13 protein-coding genes and 1 pseudogene are annotated in these 18486 nt (G+C 60.4%); 3 read left to right on the plus strand and 11 right to left on the minus strand.

The window, feature by feature from the left end; all coding sequences use genetic code 11:
- Positions 1 to 22: 22 nt before the first annotated feature.
- Together PFAS1_RS25550 and PFAS1_RS25555 are read left to right on the plus strand one after the other, a co-directional pair.
- Positions 23 to 202 carry a hypothetical protein gene (locus PFAS1_RS25550; RefSeq protein ID WP_076031006.1) on the plus strand — a complete coding sequence of 60 codons (180 nt, stop codon included), beginning with the start codon at positions 23 to 25 and terminating at the stop codon, positions 200 to 202.
- Positions 199 to 1781 (plus strand): annotated as a pseudogene (locus tag PFAS1_RS25555) (ABC-F family ATP-binding cassette domain-containing protein). Before PFAS1_RS25550 ends, PFAS1_RS25555 begins: the two are co-directional and overlap by 4 nt.
- A 6-nt stretch (positions 1782 to 1787) precedes the next feature.
- Here the strand turns inward: PFAS1_RS25555 and PFAS1_RS25560 are convergent.
- The 7 genes from PFAS1_RS25560 to PFAS1_RS25590 form a co-directional block, all read right to left on the minus strand.
- Positions 1788 to 3428, minus strand: a complete 1641-nt coding sequence (locus PFAS1_RS25560) for a BatD family protein (RefSeq protein ID WP_076031007.1) — start codon at positions 3426 to 3428, stop codon at positions 1788 to 1790.
- The gene (locus tag PFAS1_RS25565; protein ID WP_076031008.1) at positions 3425 to 5164 is read right to left on the minus strand and encodes a tetratricopeptide repeat protein; all 1740 of its coding nucleotides are present in this window, start codon (positions 5162 to 5164) and stop codon (positions 3425 to 3427) included. Before PFAS1_RS25565 ends, PFAS1_RS25560 begins: the two co-directional genes overlap by 4 nt.
- On the minus strand, positions 5161 to 6237 hold the full coding sequence (locus PFAS1_RS25570) for a vWA domain-containing protein (RefSeq protein ID WP_076031009.1): 1077 nt from the start codon (positions 6235 to 6237) through the stop codon (positions 5161 to 5163). The genes PFAS1_RS25565 and PFAS1_RS25570 overlap by 4 nt, the downstream gene beginning before the upstream one ends.
- Complete coding sequence (locus PFAS1_RS25575) at positions 6230 to 6724, minus strand: DUF4381 domain-containing protein (protein WP_076031010.1); 495 nt, start codon at positions 6722 to 6724, stop codon at positions 6230 to 6232. The genes PFAS1_RS25570 and PFAS1_RS25575 overlap by 8 nt, the downstream gene beginning before the upstream one ends.
- Positions 6721 to 7665: a DUF58 domain-containing protein gene (locus tag PFAS1_RS25580; RefSeq protein WP_076031011.1), complete on the minus strand. Its 945-nt coding sequence runs from the start codon at positions 7663 to 7665 to the stop codon at positions 6721 to 6723. The genes PFAS1_RS25575 and PFAS1_RS25580 overlap by 4 nt, the downstream gene beginning before the upstream one ends.
- A 5-nt stretch (positions 7666 to 7670) precedes the next feature.
- Positions 7671 to 8630: an AAA family ATPase gene (locus PFAS1_RS25585; RefSeq protein WP_008150800.1), complete on the minus strand. Its 960-nt coding sequence runs from the start codon at positions 8628 to 8630 to the stop codon at positions 7671 to 7673.
- 452 nt (positions 8631 to 9082) lie between these two features.
- Complete coding sequence (locus PFAS1_RS25590) at positions 9083 to 9436, minus strand: hypothetical protein (RefSeq protein WP_076031012.1); 354 nt, start codon at positions 9434 to 9436, stop codon at positions 9083 to 9085.
- A gap of 503 nt (positions 9437 to 9939) precedes the next feature.
- Between PFAS1_RS25590 and PFAS1_RS25595 the strand changes: the two genes are divergently transcribed.
- Complete coding sequence (locus PFAS1_RS25595) at positions 9940 to 14847, plus strand: NAD-glutamate dehydrogenase (RefSeq protein WP_076031013.1); 4908 nt, start codon at positions 9940 to 9942, stop codon at positions 14845 to 14847.
- Between the two features lie 170 nt (positions 14848 to 15017).
- Here the strand turns inward: PFAS1_RS25595 and PFAS1_RS25600 are convergent, their stop codons facing one another.
- From PFAS1_RS25600 to pdxR, 4 genes are all read right to left on the minus strand, one after another.
- A complete protein-coding gene (locus PFAS1_RS25600) occupies positions 15018 to 15728 on the minus strand; it encodes an ATPase (RefSeq protein ID WP_076031014.1) in 711 nt (236 codons plus the stop codon).
- A gap of 228 nt (positions 15729 to 15956) precedes the next feature.
- Entirely contained in the window at positions 15957 to 16373 is a 417-nt protein-coding gene (locus PFAS1_RS25605) for a cupin domain-containing protein (RefSeq protein ID WP_076031015.1), read from the minus strand.
- 190 nt (positions 16374 to 16563) lie between these two features.
- Positions 16564 to 16857, minus strand: a complete 294-nt coding sequence (locus PFAS1_RS25610) for an antibiotic biosynthesis monooxygenase family protein (RefSeq protein ID WP_076031016.1) — start codon at positions 16855 to 16857, stop codon at positions 16564 to 16566.
- A 123-nt stretch (positions 16858 to 16980) separates the two neighbouring features.
- The gene (gene pdxR, locus PFAS1_RS25615) at positions 16981 to 18414 is read right to left on the minus strand and encodes a MocR-like pyridoxine biosynthesis transcription factor PdxR (RefSeq protein WP_076031017.1); all 1434 of its coding nucleotides are present in this window, start codon (positions 18412 to 18414) and stop codon (positions 16981 to 16983) included.
- Positions 18415 to 18486: the final 72 nt, after the last annotated feature.

Below are 18486 nucleotides of genomic sequence, written 5' to 3' on the forward strand. Positions count from 1 at the left end.
GAACTCCGTAGGAAATAAGGTGATGGCCGCGAAGAAAATGATGGCGGCTAAAGGGGAGGGAGTTTACTGGCAAAAGACCGGGGATGCTGAATGCCTTGAAAGATTGCCGGTCGATTGGGTGGAGCAGCTTCAGTATGGTAGAGGGCAGTCGAACGCTGTTGCGCAGCATCAGGGAGTTTTAATGTTTAAGGAGGCGTCATGACCCAACGGTTACTTCAACTTGATCAATTGTCGTTCAACCTGCCCGACGGGCGCGTTCTGTTCGATCACTTGAACCACACCTTCAGTACCAGGGCCACTGGCATCGTGGGCGCCAATGGTTGTGGCAAGTCCTTGCTTGGCCGGCTCCTGACGGGGGAGCAACTGCCCACCAGCGGCATCGTCCGTCGCGAAGGTCGGGTTTACGCCGTGGCGCAGTTACTGGAACCCGAGCGCTATCCCAGCGTTGCCGCGCTGGCCGGTGTCGCCCCTGTTCTGGCGGCGCTGGAGCGCATTGCTCAGGGCAGCGTCGACGATGAGGATCATGCGCTGGCGGTCGATCAATGGGATTGCGCCACACGCCTTGAGGCGGAACTGCAGCAGATCGGCCTGGGGCATTTGAATGCCGACGCGCGCACCGATGCACTCAGTGGTGGCGAACGGCAACGGGTGGCGCTGTTGGGGCATGGTTGTCCAGAGCCGACTGGCTCATTCTGGATGAGCCCAGTAATCACCTGGATATTGATCAGCAACACAAGTTATCGCAGCAGATCGATCGCTGGCCCAACGGCCTGGTGTTGATCAGTCACGACCGGGGCCTTCTGGAGCACGTGAACGAAATTGTCGAGCTTTCGCCCTTGGGGCTGGCGGTTTATGGCGGTAACTACAGTCAGTATGCGGCGGCACGTGAGCAGGAACAGCAGTCGTTCCAGTCGGCATTGCAAGGGGAACGGGCGCAGGCCAAGCGTGAGCAACGTGAGATGGCCGTGCAGATGGAGCGTCAGCAACGGCGTAATGCGCGCGGTGACCGTCAGGCCCGTGACGGCAATCAGACCAAGCTGATCACCAACGCCCAGAAAGAACGCAGTGAAAACAGTCAGGGAAAATTGCGCCTCAATCAACAGGTGGCCCGGGAGCAGCAACAACAACGGATCGCCGAGGCCCGTGCGCGGTGTGCGCCCGACATTCAACGCATGATGCTGTCTCCGGAAAGCGTAGTGCCCAATGGCAAGCTGATTGTGCAGCTCAACGACGTCATGCTTCCGTTTGGTTACGCGGCGCCGGTCAATCTGACGCTGACGGGGCCTATGCGCATGGCAATCCTGGGCGTCAACGGCAGCGGCAAGTCGACGTTGTTGCGAGTGATTGCCGGCCAACTGCCGGTGCGCGAAGGCGAACTCATCCGCAGTTGCCATGTTGGCTGGCTGGATCAACACGCCGGATTGCAGTACCCCGAACGCACGGCGGTGCAATGGCTCAACGAGAGTAATCCGGAGCTGCCGGAAGCCGAGGCGCGGACCCGGTTGGCGCAGATGGGCATTGATGCGGATCGTGCGACGCTCAAGACCTGTCAGTTGAGCGGCGGCGAACGCCTGAAAATAGCCCTGGCTGCGCAGTTATATGCACAGCGGCCACCGCAATTGCTGTTACTGGACGAACCGGACAACCATTTGGACTTGCCCAGTAAAATTGCGCTGGAGCAGATGCTCAATCAGTACCAAGGGGCATTGATTGTGGTGTCCCACGACAGCGCTTTTTTACAGGCTATTCATCTGGATGCCGAGTTCCATCTCGACAGCTAGGGACAGTTACTTCGGATACAGCGGCGGCAATCCACTGTCGCCCACCGGGTCCTGAACCCGCTCGGCAATTGGAATCGCCTTGATCGCCCGCCACAGGTCTTCACCTTGCCAATGCTGGCCGGTTTCGCTGTAGAGCGCACCGTTCAAGCCATCGAGGGCGTCGGACAACGGCACAAAGCGCGCCGCCATATCGGCCAGGGTTTCCGGTTGTTGTCGGGCCCAGGCGTCGAGGGCCTGGCGGGTGGCGTGGGAATCGTTGGCCTGACAGGCGCGCTTGAGATCGTCGAGCACGGTGCGCGGGCTCGGGCCAGTCTGCGCCGCGCGCAGGATCGCCGGTTGCCAGCGGGCGCGCCACCAGAGGCCAAAGCCCAGCAGGGTGGTGCAGGCCAGGATCAAGGTGCTGAGTTTCCACCACCAGAGGGCTTCGTTGTCGGCCGCGGAAAAGACTTGAGGCATGCCGGCCGCGGTGTCGACCATCAGGCTCGGATTGTTCGCCACCGGCAGGGTTTGAGCCGGCAGGCTGCTGTGATCGAGGTGGTCCTCGAAGGTGTTCCACCAGACGACTTCGACCGCTGGCAACTCGATTGCGCCAGCACGCGTTGGCACCAGGGCTTCGCGGTCTTCGCGGCTGCCGATCAGGCCGCGCTCGCTGTTCTGATTGCCCAGCACCGGTTGATCCGGGTAGCGGCGCAAGCCGTTGACGTCGGTGGCGGGCAGTGGCGGCAACTGCGAACTGTCCAGGCCTTCAGCCTTTACGGTCAGGCTGCGGGTCAACGAATCACCCACCTGCGCATGCCCCGGTTCCGGGTTCCAGCTTTCGCTCAGGCTGAGGCTACGGGCCGGCAGCCACGGCACGTCGGCCGGGTAGGTGGCGGGTTTGGCCTTGACCGTCAGCAGAATCTCGGCGGAGCTGACACGCATCAGTTTGCCGGATTTCGGTGCCTGGGCGGCGGCGTCCTTGGCGGGCTGTGCGTCCACCAGTGCGGCGTTGAATACCTGCGGTGGAATGACCAACTCACCGCTGTGTTGCGGGTAGATCGCGTAGCGCATCTCGATCACGCCGTGGCGCAGGCCATTGATGTCTTTCTCGTAGGTGCGCGACTCGCCCAGTTGCTCGATGCGCACATCGGGGATTTGCAAAGGGGGCAGGCTGCTGTCGTCGTACAGCGACACCGAATGGTAGATACGCAAGGTCAGGATCGCCTGGGCTTGGACGTACACGCTGTTTTGATCGAGGCTGGCGTCGATGAATACCGGAGCCTGTTTGGTAGGGCTGTCCTGGGTTTCGGTTTCGACCACTTGCACGCTAATCGACTGGCTCTGTACGTCCCCCAGTTGCAGTGACGGAATTACCACGCTGCCGTTCTGCCGGGGCAGCAGGGTGATGATCCAGCGGGTGGTCGCACGGTTATCGCCGTTCAGGGTGGTCAACTGGTTGACCTGACGGCTGCCGCGCACTTCGAACAACGCCTCCAGCGGTGTCAGATCAGGCTTGCCGAACTGTGTGACATCGTTGGTTTCCAGGGTCAGTTCAACCGTTTCGCCGCTGTTCAGGCGACTGCGATCCACACTGGCGACCAGCCCCGCAGCCTGGGCCTGAACAGTGCAGAGCAGCAATGCTAACGAGAAAGTGGTGAAGCGGGTCATCGAGTTTTTTCCTGATCCTGATGTTGTTGCTGTTCGTACCAGAATTTGCGCCTGAGCAATTCACCCGGGTCATCCGGGATTTTGCGCAGCCATTGTTCCAGCGCCTGGCGCTGTTCGCCCTCGATGCTATTGCTGGCCGGGCGCATCGGTGGTCGGGTGCTGTCTTCATTCCCCAGCTCGCTGCCCGGGACTTCATTGGTGCCGGTTTTCGGCGGCGTTTTGCTCTGTGGGTCTGAGTCCGCCGTGGTTTGTTGGCCGTCGGTTTTCGGTTCGCCCTCATCCGACGGTTGCGTGGCCGCGCCCGGCGGCGGTTCTTGCGTGGGGGGCTCGGTCTGGTTGCCAGTGTTTTTGTCCGGATCAACGGGCGGTGGAGTGTTTTTCTGCTTGAGCAGGCTTTCCACCAACGCTTTGTTGGTCAGGGCCGGACGCAAATCCGGTTGACGCTCCAGCGCTTGATCGTAGGCATCCAGCGCGGCTTCCAGCTCACCGCTTTTGGCCAGGGCGTTGCCACGATTGTAGTGGGCGTGGGCGTCGCTGCCTTCGGCGAACCGTTGGGCGGCACCGCTATAGTCGCCTGCTTCGTAGAGCGCGACACCTTGCCATTGTCGATCTTCGAAATGCTGCGCAGCCTCGGCCGGGCGCTTCTGCTTGAGCAAGATCAGACCTTGTTGGTCTGCTCGCAGCCACAAATCGTTGAAGTCGAAGGCATAACTCGGTTGTGGCAGTAAAAACAGCAGGGGCAGGCAGAACAGCCAGCCGCGACGACCGGCGCACGCCGCCAGCAGCAGCAACGGCAACAACAGCCAGTAACCCTGATCGGCCCATGTATCGAGGCGCAGGGTCTGGCCGTCGTTGCGCAGCTGGCGTGGCCCCTCGAGCAAGCCGAGGGCGCGCAGGTCGGCATCGTCCAGGCGTGCGTGGGTATAGCGTCCGTCCAGGTCGTTGGCAAAGGCTTTCAGGCTTGGCTCGTCCAGATGCGGCACCAGAATCGCGCCCTGGTCGTCTTTCAGAAAACTGCCGTCCTCCTGGGTAATCGGCGCGCCTTCGGCAGTGCCGATGCCGAGCATCAGAAATTGTGTCGACTTGCCGTCCAGCGCCTGCTGGATCCCCTGGCGTTCCGGTTCGGTCAAGGTTGAGCCGATCAGCAGGATTCGCCCGTCACCGAGGGCGCCCTGTTCCAGCAGGGCGAGGGCCTTGGTTACCGCCAGATCGGCGCGATGTCCCACTTGGGGCATCAGCGAAGGCTTGAGGGCATCCAATAGATTGCGGCTGGTCGACAGGTCATCCGACAGTGGCACCAGCGTGTGAGCGCTGCCGGCGTAGACGACGATCGCGGTCTGGGCATCGCTGCGGTTCTCCAGTAGGTCCAACAGCTTGCGTCGGGCCTGCTCCAGCCGGTTGGGGGAGACGTCGGTGGCGAGCATTTCCGGAGTCAGCTCAAAGATCACAACCAGCGGGTCAGCGGGTTTCTGATTGGCCTGTTCGACACGTTCCCAACTCGGTCCGAGCAGCGCCAGAACCGTCAGCACCCAGGCACATCCCAGGATGACCCACGGCAGTTTGCTGTCGCGACCGTTGCCACCACTGAGCAACGCGGCATGGAAGGCCGGCGGCAGAATCATCTGCCAGCGCCCGGCGCGTTTCTGCCGATGCCAGAGTTGCCAAAGCAACCAGCCGAGCAATGGCAACAACAGCAACCACCAGGGGCGGAACAAGTACGGCCAGAGCGCGCTCATCGGCGCCTCCGCAGGCGCAGGCGTTTGAGCCGCTGGCGCCAGTCAGGCAGTTGAGTTTGCAAAAGATCCTTGGTGAACAGTCGTCGCAACGGGTTATCAGGCCAGCGTTCGCGAACCACCAGCAGCATGCTCAATAGCAACCCCATTGCCAAAGGCCAGTGGTACAACGCCTGAGCCGGGCGGGCCTGAGTCGGTTGCTGGGTTACCGGTTCCAGTTTGTCGAGGGTGTCCTTGATCGCTTGCAGCTCCTTGTCATCATGGGCGCGAAAATACTGGCCGCCCGTGGCTTCGGCGATCGCCATCAAGGAGGGTTCATCGAGGTCGAGGCTCGGGTTGACACCCAGGAAACCCAAAGTGCCGCTTTGCTCTGGATCGGCGCCGATACCGATCGGGTAGATTTTCACGCCTTCGCTGGCTGCCAGCCGCGCAGCCGTGAGCGGGTCGATTTGGCCACCGTTGTTGGCGCCGTCAGTGACCAGAATCAGTACGCGACTTTGTGCCGGGCGTTGGCGCAGGCGTTTGAGGGCCAGGCCGATGGCATCACCGATGGCGGTGTTCTTGCCGGCGATGCCGATCCGCGCCTCGTCGAGCCACACGCGCACCGTGTGCCGGTCGAACGTCAGCGGTGCTTGCAGATAGGCCTGGCTGCCGAACAGGATCAGGCCGACGCGATCGCCGTCGCGACTTTCAAGGAAGTCACCGAGCAAGTGCTGTACCAGTGTGAGACGACTGACTTCTTCGTCCTGCCATTGCATGTCGGGGAAATCCATCGAGCCGGACACGTCGACCGCTACCAGCAGATCGCGACCGCTGGCGGCGATGGGCAGCGGTTCGCCAAGCCATTGCGGTCGCGCCGCGGCGATCAGTAGCAACAGCCACAGCAGAATGAACGGTGCCTGTTGGCGCCAGGCCGGCAGGTTGGCTCGGGCGCGGCGGCGGACCAGGCCTTCGAGGTCGCCGAGGAAACTGACTTTGAGCGCCGGCTCGCCACTGTCGGCGACAGGCAGCACGATGCGCATCAGCCACGGCAGCGGCAACAGGGCAAAGATCCACGGCCAGGCGAACTCAAACATGTTTACGAATCCAGGTGTCGACCGCTTGAGTCAGGCCGGCAATGGCCTTGTCGTCGAGCTTGCATTCAGGTTTGTAGGCGCCTTCGACCAGCACCATCCAGCGGGTCAGGCCGGCGGCCGGGCAGCGATTGTCGAGGAATGCCAGCCATTTGCGCCCATTGAGGGTGTGGCTCTGGCTGTAGGGGTAATGGTTGCGGCACAGGCGTTTGAGCAAACCGTTGAGTTGCTGCAACCAGGCACCGGCCGGCGCCCCGTCGTAGGGTTTGGGCATCCGCGCGAGTTCTGCCAGCGCGGCGAGGCGTACCGGGTCCAGCGGTTGTTCGGCGCGCACGATCGGGCGTTTGTTCAGAAGGAAACGCCTTGCCTTCCACAGACCGAAGCCGATGAGCGGCAGTAACAGCAGCAGCAACCACCAGCCTGGTGCCGGTGGCCAGAATTCGATGGGCGGCGGGGAGATCAGCGGTTGCAGTTGATCGAGGCTGCTCATCGGCCTTTCCCCGGTTTCTGCGGGTTCAGGTACTCGCGCAGTTGCTCGACCATCTCGCTCTGGGTGCTCAGGGGCATCAGCAATATCCGCAGCTTCTGCGCCAGCAATTCCCAGCGAGCGATGCGCGCTTCGGCCTGGGCGCGATAGGTCTGGCGCAGCTCGAAATTCAGGGTGTCGAGTTCCAGTTGCGCACCGCGTTCGGCAAAACGTAAAAGTCCGGCGGCGGGCAGGGCGTGATCGAGAGGGTCGGATACCGGCAGCAGCAATAGATCGCAATGCCGCGACAACAGGCTCAGCTGTTGTTCGGCGCCCTCGGTCAGGGTGCGTTCGTCGCAGATGATGATCACCAGGCTGCCGGGACGCAGTACTTCCCGGGCGCGACGCAGGGCAATGTTGAAGGCGTCCCGGTCCGGCTCGTTTTCCGTGTGCAGCGACTGATTGACCCGCACCAGACGGTTGAGCAATTGCAGCAGGCTCTGTTTGCTGCGTCGTGGCTTGATTTCATAGTGCTCGTTGTTGCCGAACACCAGTCCGCCGACCCGGTCGTTATGGCCCAGCGCGGCCCAGCCGATCAGGCTCGCGGCCTGGGCGGCGAGCACCGATTTGAACATCAGCCCCGAGCCGAAAAACAGTCGGCGACTTTGCTCGACCATGATGAAAATCGGCCGCTCGCGCTCTTCATGGAACAGCTTGGTGTGGGGTTCCTGGGTGCGGGCGGTGACGCGCCAGTCGATGCTGCGCACGTCATCGCCGGCCTGATAGACCCGCACCTGATCGAAATCCACCCCGCGCCCGCGCAGTTTGGAGTGGTGCAGGCCGATCAGCGGGCTGCGCTGGCTCGGTGTGGAAAACAGTTGCACTTCACGCACGCGATGGCGCATCTCGATCAGCTCGGCAAGGCTGACACGGATGCCCGGCTCGGGCGGCAGGATGGCTTTCATCGGGGTCAAGCGACGGCTACGACGTCGAGAATCCGCTGGACCACCCGGTCCTGGTCGATGCCCGCGGCTTCGGCTTCAAAGGAAAGAATGATGCGGTGGCGCAGAACGTCGAACAGCACCGCTTGAATGTCTTCGGGGCTGACGAAGTCGCGCCCGGCCAGCCAGGCATGGGCCCGGGCGCAACGGTCAAGGGCAATCGAACCGCGCGGGCTGGCGCCATAGGCGATCCACTCGGCCATCTCCGGATCGAACTTGGCCGGGGTGCGGGTGGCCATGACCAGTTGCACCAGGTATTCCTCCACGGCGTCGGCCATGTACAAACCGAGGATTTCCTTGCGCGCGGCAAAAATCGCCTGCTGGCTGACCCGGCGCTCGGGCTTGGTTTCGCCGTTCAGCGCTTCGCCGCGGGCCTGTTGCAGGATCCGACGTTCGACGGCAGCGTCCGGGAAGCCGATTTTCACGTGCATCAGGAAGCGGTCGAGCTGCGCTTCGGGCAATGGATAGGTGCCTTCCTGCTCGATCGGGTTTTGCGTGGCCATTACCAGAAACAGCGGCGACAGCTCGTAGGTGCTGCGCCCGACGCTGACCTGGCGCTCGCCCATGGCTTCGAGCAGGGCCGATTGAACCTTGGCCGGGGCGCGGTTGATTTCGTCCGCCAGCACCAGGTTGTGGAAGATCGGGCCTTGCTGGAACACGAAACTGCCGGTTTCCGGGCGATAGATTTCCGTACCGGTGATGTCGGCGGGCAGCAGGTCGGGGGTGAACTGGATACGATGGAACTGTGCTTCGATGCCTTCGGCAAGTTCTTTGATGGCCTTGGTCTTGGCCAGGCCCGGGGCGCCCTCGACCAGCATGTGGCCGTCGGCGAGCAAAGCGATGAGCAAGCGCTCGATGAGTTTTTCCTGGCCGAGAATCTGCGTTGAAAGAAAGGTTCGCAGCGCTAGCAGCGCTTCACGATGTTCCATCGATGACTGTTCCTGGAAAGGGTGACCGAAGACGTTCGAATAACGCCAGGGCTGGGGGCGTTACTTTAATCTATCGCGGGGGGCGGCGACTAACGGCATTTTGTGCAAAGTGAGGGAATTGATTGGCGAAATTGTTTGAATGTTGTAGGACCCAGAGGGTGGCGGTGTTCTTTCGGGCCTCATCGCGAGCAGGCTCGCTCCCACATTGGAATTGTGCTGGACGCAAATTTTGCATCCGCAGGAGCCCCACTGTGGGAGCGAGCCTGCTCGCGATGAGGCCGGTTCAGGCACTACATAACTGGTTTATACAGGTACCAGTGCCCCTTGGGATGTTCTGCAATGTCTCCCACATTGGAATTGTGCTGGACGCAAATTTTGCATCCACAGGAGATCCCCTGTGGGAGCGAGCCTGCTCGCGATGAGGCCGGCTCAGGCACCCGAGATTCTGAGGCTCAAAGCTGACTTATATAGGTGCCAGTGCCCTTGAGAATGTTCTGCAATGTCTCTTCCACTTCAGCCAGATCGCTCGCATCAGTGCTGTGAATGATTTCCAGCGAATCATCACCATTGAGCGCATCGGCGTCAGCGGCGGCGATTTCGATCAGCAGGCGGGTAGGGCTGAGGGTGACTTTTACGCCGTCCAGCGTCGACGGCTCGCCGTCGAGGGTGATGTCCAACGCATCCTCGTCCGGGTAGCGGGTCATCAGGAACATATCGCCCTGATCGCTGTGGCAGCAGAGCATGGCCATGTTGTCTTCTTCGTCGTCGCACGGGTTGACGATCAAGAGGGCGGTGGTCATTTGCATGGGGAATTCCTGGCTCGACGAGCATTGTGAAGACGAACAAAGGGCGATTCTGCCAGCCCTCGGGAATTTCTGCTTGCCTGAGTGTCAGAGGATGTGTCGTGAACATCCGGGGAGTTGCTGGTCATTTCTGGTACGGATGTGCCGCAAAACCGGGCTTAAACCCCCCGTTTTGCCGTGCGGCTGCTAGTGTTGTTCGATGCACAAGGCGCAAGCTGCGTACCGATGACCGAATATGTCGCAGCGCTGCAAGCACGGGCCTTGCCGCACTGGTTAAGCTGCGCAACGGATGAGCACCTGTAAAGGCATTGCGCTGTACCTTGCCCAGTCGTTTTTGCAGATGCCCATTCATGGAAGGTGAATGTGACCTGAGTGTCTCGTCCAGCTTCACCCACCTGTCATCCTGTTTCCTCTGCCCGAGAATCAGGAACAGGGTGACGGATTGCCCCGAAAGGGGTTTGCACGCGACGCTTCCATCAATAACAAGCCCAAGCGGAGTACCACAGATGGCGTTCTTCACCGCAGCCAGCAAAGCCGACTTCCAGCACCAACTGCAAGCGGCACTGGCCCAGCACATCAGTGAACAGGCACTGCCACAAGTGGCGCTGTTCGCGGAACAATTTTTCGGCATCATTTCCCTGGACGAGCTGACCCAGCGTCGGTTGTCCGACCTCGCCGGCTGCACCCTTTCTGCGTGGCGCCTGCTTGAGCGCTTCGATCACGCGCAACCGCAAGTGCGCGTCTACAACCCCGATTACGAACGCCACGGCTGGCAGTCGACCCACACCGCGGTCGAAGTGCTGCACCACGACTTGCCATTTCTGGTGGACTCGGTGCGCACCGAGCTGAACCGTCGCGGCTACAGCATCCACACCCTGCAAACCACTGTGCTGAGCGTGCGTCGCGGCAGCAAGGGCGAGCTGCTGGAAATCCTGCCGAAAGGCACCCAGGGCGACGACGTGCTGCAAGAGTCGTTGATGTACCTGGAAATCGACCGTTGCGCCAACTCGGCGGAATTGAATGTCCTGAGCAAGGAACTGGAACAGGTTCTCGGTGAAGTCCGCGTCGCGGTCGCCGATTTCGAACCGATGAAAGCCAAGGTCCAGGAAATCCTCACCGGCCTGGACAACAGCAAGTTCGCTGTCGATGCTGAAGAGAAAGCCGAAATCAAAAGCTTCCTGGAATGGCTGGTGGGCAACCACTTCACCTTCCTGGGCTATGAAGAGTTCGTGGTTCGCGATGAAGCCGACGGCGGCCACATCGTCTACGACCAGGACTCCTTCCTCGGCCTGACCAAATTGCTGCGCACCGGCCTGACCTATGATGACCTGCGCATCGAAGACTATGCCGTGAACTACCTGCGCGAACCGACCCTGTTGTCGTTCGCCAAGGCTGCACACCCAAGCCGTGTGCACCGTCCGGCTTACCCGGATTACGTGTCGATCCGTGAAATCGACGCCGACGGCAACGTCATCAAGGAATGCCGTTTCATGGGCCTGTACACCTCCTCGGTGTATGGCGAGAGCGTGCGGGTCATCCCGTACATCCGCCGCAAGGTCGAAGAAATCGAACGCCGTTCCGGCTTCCAGGCCAAGGCTCACCTGGGCAAGGAACTGGCACAGGTGGTTGAAGTGCTGCCGCGCGACGACCTGTTCCAGACCCCGGTCGACGAACTGTTCACCACCGTGATGTCGATCGTGCAGATCCAGGAGCGCAACAAGATTCGCGTGTTCCTGCGCAAAGACCCGTACGGTCGTTTCTGCTACTGCCTGGCCTACGTGCCGCGCGACATCTACTCCACCGAAGTGCGCCAGAAGATCCAGCAAGTGCTGATGGATCGCCTGAAAGCCTCGGACTGCGAGTTCTGGACCTTCTTCTCCGAGTCCGTGCTGGCCCGCGTGCAACTGATTCTGCGTGTCGATCCGAAAAACCGTCTGGACATCGACCCGGTTCTGCTGGAAAAAGAAGTCGTGCAAGCCTGCCGCAGCTGGCAGGACGACTACGCGAGCCTGGTGGTCGAAAGCTTCGGCGAAGCCCACGGTACCAACGTGCTGGCCGACTTCCCGAAAGGCTTCCCGGCCGGTTACCGCGAGCGTTTCGCCGCGCATTCGGCTGTGGTCGACATGCAGCACCTGCTGAGCCTGAAAGAATCCAATCCGCTGGTGATGAGCTTCTATCAGCCATTGGGTCAGGTTTCCGGCCAGCGCGAGTTGCATTGCAAGCTGTATCACGCCGATACCCCGCTGGCATTGTCCGACGTGTTGCCGATTCTGGAAAACCTCGGCCTGCGCGTGCTGGGTGAGTTCCCGTATCGCCTGCGTCACAACAATGGCCGCGAGTTCTGGATTCACGACTTCGCGTTCACTGCCGCTGAAGGCCTGGAACTCGACATCCAGCAACTCAACGACACCTTGCAGGACGCGTTCGTCCACATCGTGCGTGGCGATGCCGAGAACGATGCGTTCAACCGCCTGGTGCTGACCGCCGGCCTGCCATGGCGCGACGTCGCGCTGCTGCGTGCCTACGCCCGTTACATGAAGCAGATTCGCCTGGGCTTCGACCTGGGTTACATCGCCAGCACCCTGAACAACCACACCGACATCGCTCGCGAATTGACCCGGTTGTTCAAAACCCGTTTCTACCTGGCGCGCAAGCTGACCGGCGACGATCTGGAAGACAAGCAGCAACGCCTGGAACACGCGATTCTCAGCGCCCTGGACGACGTTCAGGTACTGAACGAAGACCGCATCCTGCGTCGCTACCTGGACCTGATCAAGGCCACCCTGCGGACCAACTTCTACCAGACCGACGCCCACGGTCAGAACAAGTCCTACTTCAGCTTCAAGTTCAACCCGCACCAGATTCCAGAGCTGCCGAAGCCAGTACCGAAGTTCGAAATCTTCGTTTACTCGCCACGCGTCGAAGGCGTGCACCTGCGCTTCGGCAACGTTGCTCGCGGTGGTCTGCGCTGGTCTGATCGTGAAGAAGACTACCGCACCGAAGTCCTGGGCCTGGTAAAAGCCCAGCAAGTGAAGAACTCGGTCATCGTGCCGGTTGGCGCGAAGGGCGGCTTCCTGCCGCGTCGCCTGCCACTGGGTGGCGGTCGGGACGAGATCGCGGCCGAGGGCATCGCCTGCTACCGCATCTTTATCTCGGGCCTGTTGGACATCACCGACAACCTGAAAGACGGCGCGCTGGTACCGCCGGCCAACGTCGTGCGTCATGACGACGATGACCCGTACCTGGTAGTGGCAGCGGACAAGGGCACTGCAACCTTCTCCGACATCGCCAACGGTATCGCCATCGACTACGGCTTCTGGCTCGGCGATGCGTTCGCATCGGGCGGCTCGGCCGGTTACGACCACAAGAAAATGGGCATCACCGCCAAGGGCGCGTGGGTTGGCGTTCAACGTCACTTCCGCGAACGCGGCATCAATGTCCAGGAAGACAACATCACGGTAGTTGGCGTCGGCGACATGGCCGGTGACGTGTTCGGTAACGGCTTGTTGATGTCCGACAAGCTGCAACTGGTCGCAGCGTTCAACCACCTGCACATCTTCATCGACCCGAACCCGGAGCCGGCCAACAGCTTCGCCGAGCGTCAGCGCCTGTTCGACCTGCCGCGTTCGGCCTGGTCGGATTACGACACCAGCATCATGTCCGAAGGCGGCGGGATTTTCTCCCGTAGCGCGAAAAGCATCGCGATTTCCCCGCAGATGAAAGAGCGCTTCGACATTCAGGCTGACAAGCTGACCCCGACCGAACTGCTGAACGCCTTGCTCAAGGCACCGGTGGATCTGTTGTGGAACGGCGGTATCGGTACGTACGTCAAGGCCAGCAGCGAAAGCCACGCTGATGTCGGCGACAAGGCCAACGATGCACTGCGCGTGAACGGCAACGAACTGCGCTGCAAAGTCGTGGGCGAGGGCGGTAACCTCGGTATGACTCAGCTGGGTCGTGTCGAATTCGGCCTCAATGGCGGCGGTTCCAACACTGACTTCATCGACAACGCCGGTGGTGTGGACTGCTCCGACCACGAAGTAAACATCAAGATCCTGCTGAACGAAGTGGTTCATGCCGGTGACATGACCGACAAGCAACGTAACCAGTTGCTGGCGAGCATGACCGACGAAGTCGGCAACCTGGTGCTGGGCAACAACTACAAGCAGACTCAGGCATTGTCCCTGGCGGCACGCCGCGCCTTCGTGCGGATTGCCGAATACAAGCGCCTGATGAACGATCTGGAAGGCCGCGGCAAGCTGGATCGCGCCATTGAGTTCCTGCCGTCCGAAGAAGCGATCAACGAGCGTCTCGCGGAAGGCCATGGCCTGACCCGTGCAGAGCTGTCGGTGCTGATTTCCTACAGCAAGATCGACCTCAAGGAAGCGCTGCTCAATTCCCTGGTGCCGGACGACGATTACCTGACGCGCGACATGGAAACCGCTTTCCCGCCGACCCTGGTGAGCAAGTTCTCCGACGCCATGCGCCGTCACCGTCTGAAGCGTGAGATCGTCAGCACCCAGATCGCCAACGATCTGGTCAACCACATGGGCATCACCTTCGTTCAACGACTCAAAGAGTCGACCGGTATGAGCCCGGCGAACGTGGCCGGTGCTTACGTGATCGTGCGTGACATCTTCCACCTCCCGCACTGGTTCCGTCAGATCGAAGCCCTGGACTACCAGGTTTCCGCTGACGTGCAACTGGAGCTGATGGATGAGCTGATGCGCCTGGGCCGTCGCGCTACGCGCTGGTTCCTGCGCAGCCGTCGCAACGAGCAGAATGCTGCCCGTGACGTCGCGCACTTCGGTCCACATCTGGCAGCGCTGGGCCTCAAGCTCGACGAACTGCTGGAAGGCCCGACCCGCGAAGGCTGGCAGACCCGTTATCAGGCGTACGTTGCGGCTGGCGTTCCTGAGTTGCTGGCGCGCATGGTTGCAGGCACCACACACCTGTACACCTTGCTGCCGATCATCGAAGCGTCCGACGTGACCGGTCAGAACCCCGCCGACGTGGCGAAGGCTTACTTCGCCGTGGGCAGCGCGCTGGACATCACCTGGTATCTGCAACAGATCAGCGCTCTGCCGGTTGAAAACAACTGGCAGGCCCTGGCTCGTGAAGCGTTCCGCGACGATGTCGACTGGCAACAACGTGCGATCACCATCTCTGTCCTGCAACAGGGCGACGGCACCCAGGACGTGGAAACCCGTCTGGAGCTGTGGATGGAAGAGCACGAAGGCATGATCGAACGCTGGCGCGCCATGCTGGTAGAAATCCGTGCCGCCAGCGGCACTGATTACGCCATGTATGCGGTGGCCAACCGTGAGTTGCTGGATCTGGCGTTGAGCGGTCAAGCGGTAGTGCCAGTCACTGCCACTAGCATTGCCAATGCTGAGTTGGAGCCGGCTGCCTGATCAGGCACTGAATGAAGAAGCCCCGTCTTGAGAGAGACGGGGTTTTTTTGTCTGAAGGTTTTGTACCGTCTGGTCGGGCCCTTTCGCGAGCAAGCCCGCTCCCACATTGGTTTTGCGTTGTACACAGAACTAATGTGGGAGCGGGCTTGCTCGCGAAGGGGCCATCAACCTCAATACAACTTTTTGCCTATATTATTATCGATCATTGACACTTTATCTGTCGGCCTGGTCAATAAATTACTGAGCGACCGGTCAAACTTCTGCAAGGCCCGAACTTGCACATTCTGTTGTTCGTTTATATCGGCAACGATATCTTCGCTGCGCTTATAGTCCGCCCATATCGGACTCAGTTCTTTAGCGTCATGACCTTGCGCAGTGCCGATGTAGTTGAAGTTGGAGTCGTAGAACGCTGCGCTGACATTCGCGCTGATATCCGAACTGCGCGAGGTCATCAATTGACTGCGCGTATCGACGATGGCGACCACGTCCGGTTTAGCGGCCCTGAGGCTTTGCATGTCCGGGTACACCGTCACCGAGCCAAACTGACGTTGCAAGGATGCTTTGACCCAGTCCACCGCCAAGTCGGGTTTGGAGGTGGCAACGTAGGTATCGTGAATCGACTGCACCAGCAGGCTCTGGCCGAAACCGGTGCCGGCGTTGGCCTGGTAATCCTGAAGGTAGGCGCGGTTGGTTTGAGTGTTGCGGCTGTACACGATGCCCAGGGACACGTTGCTGCCATTGGTGACACGCGTGGCGCTGCTGCGGCCCACCGGCTCGGTGAAAATACCGTCGAGCGAAGAAACAGCCTTCGGTGCAGTAGGTATTGAACAACCCGTTAAAAGAACCGTCATCGTCAAGGTGCTGACAAGTGCAAGTTTCATGGTGTTTCTCCCGTGAAACAACTTGAGTCGGAAAGTTAGTGGGCCGGACACAGTCGGCGGAGATTCCAGACTAAACCTGTCGTTGCTCAATGAAATAGCCAATCTCTGCACTTATCAGGTGGCCAATAGTTTTGTTTGGTTTAAAAGCCCCCCGTTAATTACGCCGGGAAATAAAAAGGCCCGAATGCTTAATTCGAGCCTGTTTATTTATGGCTGATGCAACAGCTATCAGTTTTCCAAGGGGATCAATATTTTTTCTTCTGGCGCTAACACCATAAACACCAACAGCTTGGCGGGTTTAGTCGTACTGGCATTTTTCGAGACCAAATGCTCCGAGCCGGCCGGTTCGTACCAGTATTCACCGGCCTTGTACGTGATCGCCTTTTCGCCTTTGACCTGGGAAATGATTTCTCCCGAAATGACGTAAGCCATGGCCGTGCCTTCGTGCTTGTGGGCGATGGATGATTGGCCGGGTTTGTAATCGACTTCGATCATCAGCGCTTTTTTACCCGGTGCATTTTTCAACATCTGATCCTGCAACACGGTGACCTTTTCCGAAGGCGCGGCTTCGTGGGCGAATGCTGAGTTGCAAAAGGTCAGGGCCAGGGCGGCGAGGGGCGCAGCACAGTAGCGTAAGGCGTTCATGGGTTGTCACCTGCTGTGGTTAGTTGTCAGGGACCACAGTAAGTCTTGGCCGGAGCCAATCAAACAGCCAATTTTCGTGAAGGCGAGGGGACCAATCATGCGCGTTGAAAAAACAAGATCGCCGTCTCCAGCCACTCCTGCAGAGGTACCCACAGCCCTGTAGGAGTAGCCGAAGGCGGCGACCTAATTTCTAAACGATTGGGAAGCTGTTGAAGTCGACGCTGTTGGCCAGGCGGCTGTCGATCAGGCCGATAAAGCCTTGGACTTCAGGGCAGTTGAAATGCATTTGCATGGCCGCTTCCGATTGCCAGCGGGCGCTGACCGTCCAGCGGTTGTCGTCCTCGGGGCAGCGGTCGACCATATAGGAATCACAACCCGGTTGTGCGCGCAGGGTTTCGACAATCTTTTGCAGTTGCTTGCCCAGTTCGTCCGAGCGGCCGGCGGCGGCCTGCACCTTAACGGTATTGATCACTTCGTTGGACATTGCTCACACTCCTGAATCAGGCCGGACGAATCCTGCTCATTGAGGGATAACGTTTATGCAGGATAGGCCTGCATCCCCGGACCACCAATAGCCAATCGCGGGATAAAAACGCAGACCAATCCGTCAGGCAACCTGCTGCAAAATGTCCCGCAGGCGGTCCAGGGCGATGTCGATGTCGAGGGTTTCGATGGCGCCAAAACCGAGGAAAAGCCCGGCCTGCGGCGCTTGCTGATAGAAAAAGCTGTCGATGGGATACACCCCGACTTCGACTTTTTTTGCAAGTGTGATCACCAACGGAATATCGATAGACACTTTGCACATAACCACCATGTGGAACCCGGCAGTAGTCGGCACCGCCTCGAGCCACGGCGACAAATCGCCGGCCATGCGCTCGAGGATCCGCTCACGACGCCCGGCATAGATCGTATGGCAGCGCCGGATGTGCTTGAGCAGACAGCCTTCGGCGATGAACTTGGCCAGCGCCCATTGGGGCAGGGTGGAGGTGTGCAGGTCGGTAAGCTGCTTGGCGCGAATGACCGCGTCGAGAATCGCTGGCGGCAGGATCGCGTAACCCAGGCGCAGCTCCGGCAGCAAGGTTTTCGAAAAGGTCCCGACGTAGGCGACGATGCCGCGTTCGTCCATGCTTTGCAGCGAGTCGGTGGGCCGGCCTTCGTAGCGGAACTCGCTGTCGTAATCGTCCTCGATGATGATCGCGCCCAACTCATGGGCTCGTTCCAGCAGCGCCACCCGGCGGGCCTGGCTCATCGGCATGCCGAGCGGAAACTGGTGCGACGGCGTGACGTAGATCAGGCGGGTGCCGAGGGGGATTTTGTCCACCTGAATGCCTTCCGCATCCACCGGGACGCCGATCACCGTGGCACCGTGGGTCCCGAACAACAGGCGAGCGGGCGGATAACCGGGGTCTTCCATGGCGACGATGCTGCCGGGACGCGTGAGCACCCGGGAAATCAGGTCCAGCGCCTGTTGCGCGCCATTGCACACCACCACGTCTTCGTCCTGACAATTGACCCCGCGAGAAAACGCGATGTGCCGGGCAATCGCATTGCGCAGCGCCGGCAGGCCTTCGGGCAGGCTGTAGAAGCCCTTGGACGCGGCGATCTGGCGCAAGGCGTGAGCGGTGCAGCGCCGCCAGTCATCCTGAGGAAACTGGCCCTTGCTGGTGGCGCCGCCGATGAAGTCGTAGCGCAAAGAGCCTTCCAGCGTCGGATGGCGCAGGAACACCGGCAGGTTGCGCCAGGACTCGATGACCTCGGCACTGGCCAGCTCCGAATGGCTCTGTTTGCGGGTGATTTTTGCCGGTCGGGCGTTGACGTAGGTGCCTTTGCCGATGACCCCGGTGAGGAAGTTTTCGTAGGTCAGTTGCGTGTAGGTATCGGAAATGGTCTTGCGCGAAATGCCCAGTTGTTCTGCCAGCAAACGGCTGGGCGGCAGCTGCGTCCCGGCTGCCAGACGACCGGATTCGATGGCGCTGCGCAGTTGGTTGTACAACTGGCCTGCCAGGTCCTTGCGGCCGTTGATGACAACGTGAAGTTCCATACCGGCGAGGCTCCTGGGGCGATTGAGGCGCGTGTGCGTCGGGCCAGATTACCCGCATGCGCGCCTGCGCAA

The organism is Pseudomonas frederiksbergensis (assembly GCF_001952935.1).
Taxonomy (GTDB): Bacteria; Pseudomonadota; Gammaproteobacteria; order Pseudomonadales; family Pseudomonadaceae; genus Aquipseudomonas; species Aquipseudomonas frederiksbergensis.